Origin of the sequence: Halorussus aquaticus, from assembly GCF_024218795.1 — an archaeon.
In the GTDB taxonomy this organism is placed as follows: Archaea; Halobacteriota; Halobacteria; order Halobacteriales; family Haladaptataceae; genus Halorussus; species Halorussus aquaticus.
In genome coordinates this window covers 223,529-236,197 of record NZ_CP100400.1, presented here as the reverse complement: position 1 = coordinate 236,197, position 12,669 = coordinate 223,529, and the positions used below count along the sequence as shown (strand labels likewise).

Below are 12,669 nucleotides of genomic sequence, written 5' to 3'. Positions count from 1 at the left end.
TGACTCCACTGCCGGGACACTCGAAGAAATGGATTCGAGGAAGTAGATATGAAGAACTGCGAGTGCAGAAGAGTGGCAACCGTGAAGTCGGGCGTTCTGCCGACGGACGTTCAGGCGTCGGCGTTCGCTTCGATGGCGTCTTTGACGTCCTCCCACACCTCGTCGGGCGTCTGGTCTCCGTCGATGCTGACCAGACTCCCCCGGTCGTCGTAGAACTCCACGACCGGCGCGGTGTTCTCCTCGTAGACGCGGATGCGTTCGCGGGCAGTCTCCTCGGTGTCGTCCTCTCGTTGGTAGAGGTCGCCGCCGCACGCGTCGCAGACGCCTTCCTCCTCGGGGGGACTGAACTCGACGTGATAGGTCGCACCGCACTCCTCGCAGACTCGGCGGCCGGTGAGTCGCTCGACCAGCACGTCCTCGTCCACGTCGAGGTAGAGTACCGCGTCGAGGTCGGTCATCTCCGAGAGGGTCTCGGCCTGATCGAGGTTGCGCGGGTAGCCGTCGAGCACGTAGCCGTCGGCCTCGTCGAGGGCCGTCTCGACGATTTCGTTGACGACCTCGTCGGGGACGAGTTCGCCGCGGTCCATGTACTCGCCCGGCGTGTCGTACTCCAGACCGAGGTGGCTGATGTCCATCTCCTTGTTCGCCCGGAGGGCGTCGCCGGTCGTGACGTGTTCGACGCCGAACTCCTCGACGATGTTGTCGCTCTGGGTTCCCTTGCCTGCGCCCGGCGCACCGAGTATCAGAATGTGCGGGTTCATACGTAAGGATGCATCGCCCACCCATAAAGGCTTAAAGAAAGCGGACGACCGTGACTTGGAAACTGTCAATGGGTACCACTCCCCGGCGCGGCCCGGCAGGTTTTTCATTTGGCCCTCACAATGCACGGTCATGCTTACGGTGCGGGCCCCGGCGACGAGCGCGAACCTCGGGAGCGGTTTCGACGTGTTCGGGGTGGCACTGACCCGCCCGGCCGACGTCGTCCGAGTCGAGCGCGCGAGCGAGACCACCATCGAGGTGACCGGCGCGGGCGCGGAGTTCGTCCCGACGGAACCCGCGGAGAACACCGCGGGAGTGGTCGCGCGCGAACTCGACGCCCCGGCCCACATCGAGATAGACAAGGGCGTCCGGCCGTCGTCCGGACTCGGCTCCTCGGCGTCGAGCGCTGCGGGCGCGGCGGTCGCACTCAACGAACTCTACGACCGAGGTCTCTCCCGCGAGGAACTAGTGTGGTTGGCCGCGGAGGGCGAGGCGGTCGTCTCGGGCGAGGCCCACGCCGACAACGTGGCCCCGTCGATTCTGGGCGGATTCACCATCGTCACCGACGAGGGCATCACGCGAATCGACGCCGACCTTCCGGTGGTCGTCTGCCTGCCCGAGACCGTCGTCTCGACCCGCGAGGCCCGCGGCGTCGTCCCCGAGTCGGTCGAGATGGACCAGATGGTCGAGACCGTCGGCAACGCCTCGACGCTGGTGGCGGGGATGTGCCGCGACGACCCGGAACTCGTCGGCAGAGGGCTGACCGACCCGGTCGTGACGCCCGCCCGCGCCGACCTCATCGAGGGTTACGACGCGGTGGCCGACGCCGCACGCGAGGCGGGCGCGACCGGCGTAACTGTCTCCGGGGCGGGTCCCGGCGTGCTGGCGGTCTGTCGCGACTGCGACCAGCGCCGGGCGGTCGCCTCCGCGATGGTCGGTGCCTTCGGCGAGGCTGGCGTGGACGCGCAAGCGTACCAGACGGGAATCGGGCGCGGTGCGGAGATACTCGGGGAGTGAGCAGGTCGCTATCGAGCGCGTACCGACAGTATCGTTCAGTACGTTTTCAGCCGGTCAGGCGTTATTCTGCGCCATCGCTCGCTTCAGTAGTTGCGGAACGAGGACGACTTCGAGGACCGCCATACCCAACACGAACCACCGAGTGATTCCGTCGAGGAACGAGAGCGCGACGAACACGAGCACTGCGGCACTGCTGAGACCCATCCCGTATCGGACGGCCGGGTTCTCGAACGGGGAATCCATGTGAGCACGAACACACCACGTATTTTTAACACTTTCTGTGATGGGTGATAGAGAAGAGTTGGTGCGGTTCCCACCGTTCGCCGCCCGCTCGGACGACGGTCCGGCGGTCGCTCAGTTCCCGCGACCCTGAAGCTTCTCTTCCTCGGGCAGGTCGGCGTTGGCCTCGCCTTTCATGCCCGACCCGATGTCCTTGCTGATGGCGGCGAGTCGCTCGGGGTCGTCCCAGTTGTTCGTCGCCTCCACGATGGCGTCGGCCATCGCCTCGGGGTCCTCCGCGCCGAAGATGCCCGACCCGACGAAGATGCCGTCACAGCCGTGGTGCATCATCAGCGCGGCGTCCGCGGGCGTGGCGATGCCGCCCGCCGCGAAGTTGACGACCGGGAGGCGCCCCTCCTCGGCGGTCTCGTGGACGAGCGGCGCGGGGGCCTCGATGTCGCGGGCGAAGGCCTCGCGCTCCTCGTGAGTCATCCCCTCGATTTTCCGAATCGCGCTCTTGATGTTGCGCTGGTGGTGGACCGCCTGATTCACGTCGCCCGTGCCCGCCTCGCCCTTCGTCCGAATCATCGCCGCGCCCTCTTCGATGCGGCGCAGGGCCTCACCGAGGTTGCGCGCGCCGCAGACGAACGGCGAAGTGAACTCGCGCTTGTCGATGTGGTACTTGTCGTCGGCGGGGGTGAGGACCTCCGACTCGTCTATCATGTCCACGCCGATGGCCCCCAGAATCTCGGCCTCCTTTGTGTGACCGATGCGGGACTTGCCCATCACCGGAATCGACACCTCGTCGATTATCTCCTCGACGTCCGCGGGGTCGGCCATCCGCGCGACGCCGCCGCGCTTGCGGATGTCGGCCGGGACGGCTTCCAGCGCCATCACCGCGACTGCGCCCGCGTCCTCGGCGATGCGGGCCTGTTCGCGGTTCACCACGTCCATGATGACGCCGCCCTTCTGCATCCGGGCGAACCCGCGCTTGACGAGTTCGCTTCCTCGCTTGAGTTCCTCGATGTCTGTCTCGTCGGCCATGTGTGAGACATCGGGACGCGTCCGGTTAATGCGTACCGATTACCAGTCCTTCTGCCGGTACCCCGCGAGTGCGCCCCGAGACCGCCAAAGCTTTGCGCCGGACGTGAGACGACTTCGGTATGCTCCCCGACCGGGCCGACCTTCCGGGCTACGTCGCGCCGCTCCCGGAGTCGCTGGAGGACCTCGCGCTCCGGTACGCGTGGGTCATCGTCGCGGTCAACCTCGCCGGGACCGCGTTCGGCTTCTGGTACTACGGCTTCCACCCACTCCCCCTGTCGGACCCGCTGATAACGCTACAGTTCGGGGTCGAACCGCCCGTGATGTGGCCGTTCGTCCCCGACAGTCCGGTCGCGACACTGTTCATCGCGGCCAGTCTCGCGCTCTGGAAACTCGGCCGGAACTCGGAGGTAGTCAACGCCCTCGCGTTCTTCGGCTGTCTCAAACTCGGCCTCTGGACCCCGTTCGTCCTACTGGCGTTCATGGACGGGTTCTCGTACAACTCGGTGCTGATGTACAACTTCCTGTTCTGGAGCCACCTCGGGATGGTCGCCGAGGCGTTCGTCATCCACCGCTACAGCGACTTCCCGGTCGGCGCGGTGCTGGTCGCGGTGGTCTGGTACGGCTTCAACGACGTGGTGGACTACTTCGTGCCGTTAGTCGGCACGCCCCACCACACGACCCTCCCCGGACAGGAGGTGCTGGCGAACGGGTTCTCCCACCCCTCGCCGACCCACGAAATCGCGGCGGCCGGAGCGGTCGTGATTACGATTAGCGCGACGTTTCTGGCGCTGGCGACGCGAGTGAAGAAGTTGGAAGCGCGGTGAGCGTCGTGGCTGTTACTCCTGATGGGTGAACAGCACCACGTCGTCACCGGCGGTGGTCACGCAGAGGTCGAGCAACCGGCTCAGTTCGAGGCTGTCGTACTCGCCCTCGCAGACGACCATGTCGTCGAACGACTCCTCGCAGGCCGGACAGGCGATGCTGACCGTGTTCCGGTACGTGTTGACGGTGCCGGCGGACTCGTACGGCGTCAGCGACGAGACGAGTTCCGAGAGTTCGCTCTGGTCCATGACTCGACTTCTCGGATGTTTGGAACCGTGATAGTTCTGTCGCTCGCTCCGCTCGCGTCTACTCCCCGTTCGCGGCTTCGCCGCTCACGTGTCCGAACCGCGTGGCGGCTCGCCGTTCGCGTGCGCCCGGACCCACAACTCCCCGATTCGGGACAGGCGCGTCCGGTAGGACTTCCCGTGTTCCTCCTGTTCGATGTACCCCTTGCCGCCCGGACCCAACCGGTCCACGTTGTAGATGACCTTCGACCGGAAGCTGTCGGTGTACTCCTCGTCGAGTTCGCTGGCCAGCGCCTCCGCGAGTTCCGAGACCGACTCGAACTCCCCCGCCTCGCCGAGTTGGAACAGGATGACCTCCTCGAAGGGCTTGACGTTGGAGAAGGAGGCGACCGGAATCTCCGCGATATGGCCGTCGCCGACGCGCTTCGCGCCGATGGTCGTGCCGCGCTCGTCGAACTCCGAGAGCAGGTCACGGGCGCTGTCGAGGCGGTGCTCGATGCGGTCGGTCTCGACTCCGTCGGCGGCCCCGGCGTCCCCGGAGAGGTCTTCGAGGAGGTCCGCCTGTCGCCGGAGTTCCTCGGCGAGTTCGGTTTCGAGGTACTTCTCCGGGGCGGTGTAGTAGGTGTGAATCTTCTCGCGGTCCTCCTCGCGTTCGACCATCACGGAGTGGGCCGCGGTGGCGAAGGCGAAGCTGACGGTCCGGGGCATCGCGGAGATGTTGACCCAGACCTCCCGATCCTCGTCGAGTTCCGCGTTTATCAGGTCGTAGGCCTGCTCGAAGGCGGCGTCGTAGTCGTACACGTCCGCGACGACCACGCGCTCGGTCGTCGCGCCGAGAAGGTTCTGGAAGTCCTGCTCCAACTTCTGAGAGAGGTTCCGGGAGTACTCGACGTTGGCCTCGCTCCCGACCGCACCCTCCAACAGGATGACGCGGTCCACGTCCAACTGGTCGCGCACGAGGGGCGCGATGAGCCGGTCGTAGTCGAACCCGACCGGGACGATGTGGGTCTGCATATGCTGTACTTAGCAGGGACGTTTATTAATCCCCTCAAGTGGTACACCGTTCGATTCAGGAGTAAGGGTTCGTAGAGTCGAAGAGAAACCGATAGGTAGTGACCGAGTGGCTGCTTACGTCTCGGTCGTCGTAGTCTCTGGCTCGGCAACGGTCGTTCCCTCGGCTGTCGCTGAGACGTTGACGAGGCCGATATCAGCGACGAGTTCTCCGGGGAACTCGTCGACTTCCATCGGCGTGTCGGCCTCTGGATCGAACCGCTCGTTAGCGTTGGTGTTGTTGTAGAGGACTGCGACGAGCACTTGGCTCTCCTCCAGCGGTTTGTCGAGAGCGACCGTCACGTTCTCGTGTGGTCCGGGACCTAGCAACGTCGAGTTACCCAGTCGATCACCGAGGCTCGAATTATTGACGGTTTCGGTCAGCGCACCGCCGAGCATGTCGGTCGCGTTCTCACCGACCACTGATTCGTTCACAGCGTGAATTACGACGAACCCGCCATTCGGCCGGAGGCGCTCGGCGATTACGACTTCACTTGCGACAACCGCACTCCCGTTCGATGTCTGATTCGTAAACGTCAAATTGGACGTCTGTGCTCCGTCTGCAACCGTCGTTGTTTCTTGGGCTGTGACAGCAGACTGGTCATCAACTGATTCGGCGCTAGGTATCATCAATCCCATCCCTATCGCGCTCATTACCACAATTGTGATTATCGTGACGGTGAGCCGTTTCTCTCTCATTCGGAACCCTCCTTTAAAGAGGAAGCTCCCCTGTTCTGTAAACCCACCAACTCGTTCCGGGCGTTATGAAACTATTTCTAAGAGAAATGGGGTAGTTCTCCGTCGGACTGAAGATTACATAACGGTAAGGGCCATATATATCAAACAGATGGATAATGGTCGATAGCACGCTGCGACGAGAAATTCACACCGCACTCATCGCCTCCACCTTGACCGGAGATACGATATCTTCCGGAGAAACCTCGTTCGGGTAGCATCTACACGAACAAAAAGTCCTATCTTCCTACACGCTACCCTACTGAGCAGAAAGAAACCCTTGTCTACGGCTTACTAGACGGACTGAACGGAGTCGCCCGCTCGCGGAACTTTTCGAAACCGCCCCGCGTCTTCGCGTAGGTCGGTCGTTACCTCGTTACTCTCCATCGGAGAACCGCCACCTTTACGCAGATCACCCGCACCCTTTCGAGCGATGAGTCTCCGGAGTGCAGTCGCCGCCCCGTTCCAGCAGAAGGGCACCGAGTCGATGCCCGAGAGCGAGTTCGTCGTCGCGCTGTCGTTGGACCGCGACTGGTTCTCGCCCGACCAGGCCGAGCGTCTCATCGACGTGGCGGCCGGGCAGGGACTGCTCGCGCACGACGACGGCGAGGTAGTCGCGGAGTTCGACGTCGCGGCGGTCGAAATCGCCGAGGAGTTCGTACCCGACGAGTCCATCCTGCAGGAGCAGTCCACCTTCGAGAAACTGCTCGACAAGGTGGTCTCGGCGGGGACCGACAAGCAGACCGCGGTGGCCGAAATCAACGACCTCCAGAGTCGCCTCGGCGTGACCATCGAGGCCGCCGCGGTCGTGTACGCCCGGCGGCGCGGCGTGGACGTCGGCCGCGAGGCCGCCGAGGCCCGCGAGGAACTGAAGGCCGACGACTGAGTCCGCGGGCCGACCGCGAACGCTCGAAAGCCGAAGGCTGATTCGGTCCCGCGCCAATCGTCGGGTATGGTCGAGGAGCGAACTACCGACGGCAAGCGCATCGCCCAACTGCTCTCTTCGGAGGTGTCGAGTCGCAAGGACTCCGGACTCGACGCCCTCGAAGTCGTCAACGCCGACGCCGACGTGGAGGGGTCGGCCGACGGCGAACTGGCCTACGAGGTCGCCCGCGAGTCGGGCGGGGAGTCCGACGTTCTGGCGGAGGTCTACGTCCACGAGGACCGGGTCCGCGTCGAGTTCCGCGAGGAGGCCGACGCCGCGGCCGAGAGCGCGGAGTCGGTGGGCCTGCGCGTCCGACCGAAGGCGGTTCGGCCCCCGCGGACGCTGGTCTTCGTCGAGGACGGCGCGGAGGTCAAGCGGGCGACCGACGTGTTCGTCTCGACGGTGGAAGCCGCCGAGAACGCGGCGTGAGTCGGTCGCGGTCCCGAGGAGAGAGAACGGTGAGCGGTCCGAACGACGGGGAGAGTCGAGCGGTCCGAACGACGGGAGGATCGGTCAGAGGTCGCGGACGATTCCGGGGAGGTCGGCCGCCAGCGAGTCGCGTTCGACGTAGGCGTGGGCGTCCGGATGGCGGTCGGGACTGCCCTCGTAGAGGACCTGCACGGCGTACAGTCCGGCGTTCCGCGCGCCCTCCACGTCGGCCTCGGGGTCGTCGCCGACGTAGACCGCCTCGTCGGGTTCGACGCCGAGGTCGTCGAGGACGGCCTCGAACGCGCGCACGTCGGGTTTCCCAGCGGCGAGGTCGCCCGTAATCGCGGTGGCGTCGAAGCGGTCTATCCAGTCGAACTGGTCGAGTTTGCTCCACTGTGCCTTCGACGGACCGTTGGTGAGGAGTCCGAGCGCGTACTCCTCGCGGAGGTCCGCCAGCAGGCCGGGTACGCCCTCGACCGGGCGGAGCGACTCGGCGACCTTCTGGCGGTAGGCGTCGGCGAGTTCCTCGGGGTCTACGTCGCTGTCCTCGGGCAGCATCTCGGCGAAGATGGGCGTCCGACTCTCGCTGTCGAGGTGCTTCGCGTGTGCTTCGAGGTACGCCTCGCGCGACAGGTCGGGCGCACCGACCGCCTCGGTACTCTCGGCCAGCACCGCCTCGCGCGAGCGAGCGGGCACGGCCAGCGTCTCGTCGAAGTCGAAGATGACGGCAGAGATGGTCACGCACGTCCCTTGGCCCAACGGCCTCTTGAGACCTACGGGAGCGACCGAACCGACGCGGTCGCCGACGGGGTATCCCCGGCGGTATCGCGGAGATATCGCCGAGACGGCGGAACTCGCGAAGGCAAGAACCTTGTCGGACCCATCGCAACGCTCGGTATGACCTTCTTCGACCGCCTCCGCGAGCGAATCCGGACGACCGGCGGCGTCCTCGCTGTGGGCCTGAACCCCGACCCCGCACGCCTCCCCGACGACTGCCGGGAGTACGACTACCCCCGACGGGCGTTCAACCGCCGAATCGTGGACGCGACCTACGAGCGCGTCGCGGCGTACTCGGTCGCGCCAGCGTACTACGCCGACCCGAAGGGGTGGACCGCGCTGGCCGAGACCGTCGCGTACGCCCGCGGTCGGGGCGTTCCGGTCGTCCTCGACGCGAAGTACGCCGAAATCCCGAACCCGGACGCCGACCTGCTCGACAGCGTGGACGCCGTGACGGTCTCGCCGTACCTCGGCCGGGACGCGCTCGCGCCCGTCCTCGACCGCGACCTCGGCGTCTTCGTGACCTGCCGGACGCCGAACGCGGGCGCGACGGACCTGCAGGACCGCGAGGTGACTGATGACTCGGAGACGGGAGACAGGATGACGAACCACAACGACGAGGGCGAGAAGACGGACGACGAGGACGAGAAACCGACAATCGCCGGGCGCGCGGCCGAACTCGGGGCGTCGTGGGCCGCCGACGCCGCGGCAGACGTTGGCCTGCTGGTCGGCGGCGACGGCGACACGGTCGAGACCCTCCGCGAGCGCGCGCCCAACCGGCCCTTCTTCGTGGTCGGCGGCGCGAGAAACGACCCGGAGGTCGCCGCGCACGCCGGTCCCGCGAGCGGCGAGAACGAGGGCGTCGGACTGGTGGAGACCTCGCGGGAGGTCCTCTACGCCGGTGAGACCGCCGGACGCGGGCGTCGGCGCGGGCAGGACGACTACGCCGCGGCGGCCCGGCAGTCCGCCGGGCGACTCGTGGGGCAACTGAACCGCCACCGCTGACCGACGAGGTCAGAATCGCATCACTTCGTCGTCGTCGAGGTCGTCGGGCCGGACCGCGCTCTCGTCTCCGCCGCTGCGCTCGACGGCGGCGGCACACTGCGCGCAGAGGCCGGTCGCCTCGCTCCAGTGCTTCTCGCAGGCCAGCGTCCCGCAGTTGGGACACGAGTGCTCGGCGTCGTTCTGCTCGCAAATCTGGCAGAGACCTGTGACGCTCATCGGTACTCGACTAGGCCGCGAACGTGTATGAGTCTAGGGGCGGGCAGAATCGAGGACGGGAAAATGGACGCCAGTTCGACCGGTCAGTCGTCGGCGAGTTCCTCGCGGAGCGCCCGGACTTCGGCGACGCGTTCGGCGTGGGCGTTGTGCTGGTGGATGGACTCGTCGTTGCTCTGTTTCATCGTCACCACGGCGTCGTCGGGCAGGTCCGGGAACTCGGTGACGACGCCCTCGGCCATGTCGCGCACGCAGTCCTCCACGAACTTGGCATTCGCGTGGGCCTCGAAGGTCATGTGGTCCTCGTCGGGGCGCTTGGCGAGGTTGTAGATGCGGGCGCTCATCGAGTCACGCGCCACCTCGATGAGGTCCATCAGGTCGGCCTCGGGCGCGCCGTCGCTCTCGACCGTGAGCGTGGCGTGGCCGCGCTGGGAGTGGCCCGCCTGCGGGACCTCCTGCAGGAACTCCGTGACCTCCTCGTCGCCGACCCCGAGGTCTTCGAGTTTCTCGCGGGCGGTCTGGCTCATCATCCCCTGCGAGCAGGGACAGACCGTCATGCCGGTCACGCGCGCACCGATCTCCTCGCGGGTGCCGTCCTCGGTCGCCGTCGCGCTGGCGATGATGTCCGCGGTGGCCTGCGTCGGGCGGTCGCTCTCGGGCGTCCGGTCCTTTATCATGTACTCGGCTTCCATCTTGACCTCGGCCTTCGAGGTGTAGTCGTGTTTGTCGAGCAGTTGCTCGGCCACCTCTCCGCAGAGGTCCTCGACGGAGTAGGTGGGTTCGCTCACGGCGTCTTCCAGAATCTCGTCCACGACCTCCATGTTGCGACTCATGTCCGCGCCTTTCCGCCAACTCGGCAGGTCCACCAGCACCTCGAACTCCGCGGTCAGCACGATGGGCCGCTTGTCGGGGCGGGCCAGTTCCACTAACTTCGTGACGCCGGTCACGCCGACGCGGTTCAGCCCCACGGTCACGTCCGGTTCGGAGGCTTGTACGTCCGGCAGTTGCTTTTCCATTACCTGAGCGTAGCGAACCCGCAGGATTAGGACTTTCCCTTTCGGCAGAATCAGGGGGTCGGATGCAAGTTCATCACAGTCTGGCGGGGCGTCGGACTGTGTCGCGCGCGATACGCAGTCGGTGGCGGCCCAGTGCTGAACGGAGTTACGACCGACCCTCTCAATCGAGTTTCCCGAGCGCTTGGAAGAAGTCGCTGGAGGGTTCGGCGATGCGGGTCGGGTCCGGGTCCGCCCGGACCGTGACCGTCTCCGGCGTCTCGAATCGCTCGCGCGTGCTGTCGCTGCTGACGTAGCCGAACGCCGCGCCGTCGGCCCGAATCTCGACCACGCTGTCGCTGGGAACCGCCAGCGGCGGCATCGACTCCGCGGCGCACATCTCGGTGATCACGAGCGCGTCGGCGTCGGGGTGGACCAGCGGTCCGCCCTCGCTCAGGTTGTACGCGGTGCTCCCGGTCGGCGTCGAAACCAGCACGCCGTCACCGCGTCCCGCGGTGAAAACGCGGTCGTCCACCCGGACCTCGTAGTCCAATCCGTTTCCGTGACCGCGCTGGGGTCCCTGCACGACGATTTCGTTGAGTGCCGGGTGGACCGACCAGTCGCCCTCGCCGGTGGCCCGGAGTCGGGGAACATCCCGCGAGGGAATCGTGTCGGTCTCGCGATAGCCAGCCACGACCGCTTCGACGGTTTCGACCGCGTCCTCGGGTGCGACGCCGTTGAGGAATCCGACTTCGCCGAGGTTGACGCCCAGAATCGGCGTCGGCCCGGCGCCGCGGGCCGCGAAGAGGAACGTCCCGTCGCCCCCGATGGAGACCACGAGGTCGCAGGCGTCCATCTGCTCGACCGGGTGGCCCTCGTCGTCCAAGTGGCGGGCGGTCGCGTCGTCCAGTCTGACGGTCACCTCCTCGGGGAGTGTTTCGCGTATCCGTTCGGCCAGAACCGCGGCGCGGGAGTTCCCTTTCTGGGCGACGATGCCGACTCTCATCGTTGGCCCTTCTCGCCCGCCCGTCAAAAGTCCGCCGACGCGGCGGCGAGAAACATTGAAATGCGGTCGGTCCGAGGTGCCCGGTATGCGCCGCGCTCGACCGACGAGGAGGTGGCTCTCGTGACCGAGGACGACGACTGGTTCGAGCGCGCACTCCACGAAGACGACGAAGACGGCGGGGAGGGAGACGAGTCCCCGACCGCCGACGCCGAAACCGAGGAGACGGACCGCCCAGATGCCGAAGCCGACGACGCCGACCTCGCAGACTCCGAGGCGGACGAGACCGGCGGCCCCGGCGGGGGCGACCCCCCGGACTTCGGCGGGAAACGGAGCGACGACTCGGACGCGCTCGCGGACAACTCTAACGCGACGACCGAACCGTCCGAGAGCGCCCCCTCCGGCGGATTCGCGGACGCCGACCCGTACGACGCCGAGCAGGAGGACGGCGACCTCTTCGACGAGGACTTCGCCAGCGCGTTCGAGAACGCGCCCGGCGGCGGCGGTGCAGGTTCGGCAGGGGGCGGCACGGGGCCAGCGGGAGGCGGGGGAGGGCCGTCAGGAGGCGGACCCGCCGACGCGACCGGCGGCGACGCGGACGGCGGTTTCGGCGGCGGCGGCGAGTTCGGCATGGGGTCCGGCGACGGGGAGGGGTTCGGCGGCGGATTCGGCGGCGGCGAACCCTTCGAGAGCGAGGAGTTCGACGACGAGGAGTTCGAGTCCGACATCCCCCGCATCGACGTCGGCATCGAAGGTCTCGACAGCATGATTCAGGGCGGGGTCCCCCAGCGGTCGCTCATGACGACCGTCGGGTCGGCCGGGACCGGGAAGACGACCTTCGGTCTCCAGTTCCTCCACGAGGCCCTCGAACAGGGCGAGAACGCGGTGTTCATCACCCTCGAAGAGAGCCACGACCGCATCGTCAGCACGGCGACCGAGAAAGGCTGGGAGTTCGACGAGTACGAGGAGGAGGGCAGTCTCGCGGTCATCGACCTCGACCCCATCGAGATGGCGAACAGTCTGACCTCCATCCGCAACGACCTGCCGCGACTGGTCGAGGAGTTCGGCGCGACCCGTCTCGTGCTGGACTCGGTGTCGCTGCTGGAGATGATGTACGACGACCAGGCCACCCGCCGGAACGAGATTTACGACTTCACCAAGAGCCTGAAGGAGGCCGGGGTGACGACGATGCTCACCAGCGAGGCCAGCGAGGACAACGCCTACGCCTCCCGCCACGGCATCATCGAGTACCTCGTGGACGCGGTGTTCATCCTGCGGTACATCCGGAGTTCCGACGACTTCCGCGAGACGAGGCTGGCGGTCGAGATTCAGAAGATACGCGACGCCAATCACTCCCGCGAAATCAAGCCCTACTCCATCACGAACGAGGGCATCAGCGTCTACCGGCAGGCGAACATCTTCTGAAACGGGGGT

Annotated in this window: 16 protein-coding genes; 6 read left to right on the top strand and 10 right to left on the bottom strand. The window is 66.3% G+C overall.

Annotated elements, in window-relative coordinates; translation table 11 throughout:
- Nucleotides 1-110: 110 nt before the first annotated feature.
- Nucleotides 111-761 carry an adenylate kinase gene (locus tag NGM06_RS01195; RefSeq protein WP_254268555.1) on the bottom strand — a complete coding sequence of 217 codons (651 nt, stop codon included), beginning with the start codon at nucleotides 759-761 and terminating at the stop codon, nucleotides 111-113.
- 130 nt (nucleotides 762-891) lie between these two features.
- On the opposite strand from NGM06_RS01195, the gene NGM06_RS01190 reads away from it, so the two are divergent.
- A complete protein-coding gene (locus NGM06_RS01190; protein ID WP_254268554.1) occupies nucleotides 892-1,776 on the top strand; it encodes a homoserine kinase in 885 nt (294 codons plus the stop codon).
- 54 nt (nucleotides 1,777-1,830) lie between these two features.
- Here the strand turns inward: NGM06_RS01190 and NGM06_RS01185 are convergent, their stop codons facing one another.
- Both NGM06_RS01185 and pdxS read right to left on the bottom strand, forming a co-directional pair.
- Nucleotides 1,831-2,019 (bottom strand): hypothetical protein, encoded by a 189-nt coding sequence (locus NGM06_RS01185; RefSeq protein ID WP_254268553.1) that lies wholly within the window; start codon nucleotides 2,017-2,019, stop codon nucleotides 1,831-1,833.
- 111 nt (nucleotides 2,020-2,130) lie between these two features.
- A complete protein-coding gene (gene pdxS, locus NGM06_RS01180) occupies nucleotides 2,131-3,039 on the bottom strand; it encodes a pyridoxal 5'-phosphate synthase lyase subunit PdxS (RefSeq protein WP_254268552.1) in 909 nt (302 codons plus the stop codon).
- A 119-nt stretch (nucleotides 3,040-3,158) separates the two neighbouring features.
- On the opposite strand from pdxS, the gene NGM06_RS01175 reads away from it, so the two are divergent.
- On the top strand, nucleotides 3,159-3,863 hold the full coding sequence (locus NGM06_RS01175) for a DUF1405 domain-containing protein (protein ID WP_254268551.1): 705 nt from the start codon (nucleotides 3,159-3,161) through the stop codon (nucleotides 3,861-3,863).
- A 12-nt stretch (nucleotides 3,864-3,875) separates the two neighbouring features.
- On the opposite strand, the gene NGM06_RS01170 is transcribed toward NGM06_RS01175, so the two are convergent.
- The 3 genes from NGM06_RS01170 to NGM06_RS01160 all read right to left on the bottom strand — a co-directional run bounded on the left by NGM06_RS01170 (nucleotide 3,876) and on the right by NGM06_RS01160 (nucleotide 5,855).
- Nucleotides 3,876-4,109 (bottom strand): DUF7385 family protein, encoded by a 234-nt coding sequence (locus NGM06_RS01170; RefSeq protein ID WP_163520135.1) that lies wholly within the window; start codon nucleotides 4,107-4,109, stop codon nucleotides 3,876-3,878.
- An 84-nt stretch (nucleotides 4,110-4,193) separates the two neighbouring features.
- Nucleotides 4,194-5,120: an HFX_2341 family transcriptional regulator gene (locus NGM06_RS01165; protein WP_254268550.1), complete on the bottom strand. Its 927-nt coding sequence runs from the start codon at nucleotides 5,118-5,120 to the stop codon at nucleotides 4,194-4,196.
- 114 nt (nucleotides 5,121-5,234) lie between these two features.
- On the bottom strand, nucleotides 5,235-5,855 hold the full coding sequence (locus NGM06_RS01160) for a DUF7282 domain-containing protein (RefSeq protein WP_254268549.1): 621 nt from the start codon (nucleotides 5,853-5,855) through the stop codon (nucleotides 5,235-5,237).
- Nucleotides 5,856-6,324: 469 nt separating this feature from the next.
- Between NGM06_RS01160 and NGM06_RS01155 the strand changes: the two genes are divergently transcribed.
- Both NGM06_RS01155 and NGM06_RS01150 read left to right on the top strand, forming a co-directional pair.
- Nucleotides 6,325-6,777 (top strand): DUF2240 family protein, encoded by a 453-nt coding sequence (locus NGM06_RS01155; RefSeq protein ID WP_254268548.1) that lies wholly within the window; start codon nucleotides 6,325-6,327, stop codon nucleotides 6,775-6,777.
- 66 nt (nucleotides 6,778-6,843) lie between these two features.
- Nucleotides 6,844-7,245 carry a DUF7993 family protein gene (locus NGM06_RS01150; RefSeq protein WP_254268547.1) on the top strand — a complete coding sequence of 134 codons (402 nt, stop codon included), beginning with the start codon at nucleotides 6,844-6,846 and terminating at the stop codon, nucleotides 7,243-7,245.
- 84 nt (nucleotides 7,246-7,329) lie between these two features.
- Here NGM06_RS01150 and NGM06_RS01145 read toward each other — a convergent pair whose 3' ends face one another.
- On the bottom strand, nucleotides 7,330-7,986 hold the full coding sequence (locus NGM06_RS01145) for an HAD family hydrolase (RefSeq protein ID WP_254268546.1): 657 nt from the start codon (nucleotides 7,984-7,986) through the stop codon (nucleotides 7,330-7,332).
- A 156-nt stretch (nucleotides 7,987-8,142) separates the two neighbouring features.
- Here NGM06_RS01145 and pyrF point away from each other — a divergent pair, with 156 nt between their 5' ends.
- Entirely contained in the window at nucleotides 8,143-9,027 is an 885-nt protein-coding gene (gene pyrF / locus NGM06_RS01140; protein ID WP_254268545.1) for an orotidine-5'-phosphate decarboxylase, read from the top strand.
- Between the two features lie 9 nt (nucleotides 9,028-9,036).
- On the opposite strand, the gene NGM06_RS01135 is transcribed toward pyrF, so the two are convergent.
- The 3 genes from NGM06_RS01135 to NGM06_RS01125 form a co-directional block, all read right to left on the bottom strand.
- A complete protein-coding gene (locus tag NGM06_RS01135; RefSeq protein WP_254268544.1) occupies nucleotides 9,037-9,243 on the bottom strand; it encodes a hypothetical protein in 207 nt (68 codons plus the stop codon).
- Between the two features lie 83 nt (nucleotides 9,244-9,326).
- The gene (gene mptA, locus NGM06_RS01130; RefSeq protein WP_254268543.1) at nucleotides 9,327-10,256 is read right to left on the bottom strand and encodes a GTP cyclohydrolase MptA; all 930 of its coding nucleotides are present in this window, start codon (nucleotides 10,254-10,256) and stop codon (nucleotides 9,327-9,329) included.
- A 160-nt stretch (nucleotides 10,257-10,416) separates the two neighbouring features.
- Nucleotides 10,417-11,238 (bottom strand): NAD(+)/NADH kinase, encoded by an 822-nt coding sequence (locus NGM06_RS01125; protein WP_254268542.1) that lies wholly within the window; start codon nucleotides 11,236-11,238, stop codon nucleotides 10,417-10,419.
- A 60-nt stretch (nucleotides 11,239-11,298) separates the two neighbouring features.
- Between NGM06_RS01125 and NGM06_RS01120 the strand changes: the two genes are divergently transcribed.
- A complete protein-coding gene (locus NGM06_RS01120) occupies nucleotides 11,299-12,660 on the top strand; it encodes a KaiC domain-containing protein (protein WP_254268541.1) in 1,362 nt (453 codons plus the stop codon).
- Nucleotides 12,661-12,669: the final 9 nt, after the last annotated feature.

Excerpts from the sequence above, each read along its gene's own strand:
- NGM06_RS01150 (WP_254268547.1), top strand. The coding sequence starts at position 6,844 with ATGGTCGAGGAGCGAACTACCGACGGCAAGCGCATCGCCCAACTGCTC.
- NGM06_RS01170 (WP_163520135.1), bottom strand. The coding sequence starts at position 4,109 with ATGGACCAGAGCGAACTCTCGGAACTCGTCTCGTCGCTGACGCCGTAC.
- NGM06_RS01175 (WP_254268551.1), top strand. The coding sequence starts at position 3,159 with ATGCTCCCCGACCGGGCCGACCTTCCGGGCTACGTCGCGCCGCTCCCG.
- NGM06_RS01125 (WP_254268542.1), bottom strand. The coding sequence starts at position 11,238 with ATGAGAGTCGGCATCGTCGCCCAGAAAGGGAACTCCCGCGCCGCGGTT.
- NGM06_RS01195 (WP_254268555.1), bottom strand. The coding sequence starts at position 761 with ATGAACCCGCACATTCTGATACTCGGTGCGCCGGGCGCAGGCAAGGGA.
- NGM06_RS01135 (WP_254268544.1), bottom strand. The coding sequence starts at position 9,243 with ATGAGCGTCACAGGTCTCTGCCAGATTTGCGAGCAGAACGACGCCGAG.
- NGM06_RS01190 (WP_254268554.1), top strand. The coding sequence starts at position 892 with ATGCTTACGGTGCGGGCCCCGGCGACGAGCGCGAACCTCGGGAGCGGT.
- NGM06_RS01165 (WP_254268550.1), bottom strand. The coding sequence starts at position 5,120 with ATGCAGACCCACATCGTCCCGGTCGGGTTCGACTACGACCGGCTCATC.
- NGM06_RS01185 (WP_254268553.1), bottom strand. The coding sequence starts at position 2,019 with ATGGATTCCCCGTTCGAGAACCCGGCCGTCCGATACGGGATGGGTCTC.
- NGM06_RS01120 (WP_254268541.1), top strand. The coding sequence starts at position 11,299 with ATGCGGTCGGTCCGAGGTGCCCGGTATGCGCCGCGCTCGACCGACGAG.
- mptA (WP_254268543.1), bottom strand. The coding sequence starts at position 10,256 with ATGGAAAAGCAACTGCCGGACGTACAAGCCTCCGAACCGGACGTGACC.
- NGM06_RS01155 (WP_254268548.1), top strand. The coding sequence starts at position 6,325 with ATGAGTCTCCGGAGTGCAGTCGCCGCCCCGTTCCAGCAGAAGGGCACC.
- pdxS (WP_254268552.1), bottom strand. The coding sequence starts at position 3,039 with ATGGCCGACGAGACAGACATCGAGGAACTCAAGCGAGGAAGCGAACTC.
- NGM06_RS01160 (WP_254268549.1), bottom strand. The coding sequence starts at position 5,855 with ATGAGAGAGAAACGGCTCACCGTCACGATAATCACAATTGTGGTAATG.
- pyrF (WP_254268545.1), top strand. The coding sequence starts at position 8,143 with ATGACCTTCTTCGACCGCCTCCGCGAGCGAATCCGGACGACCGGCGGC.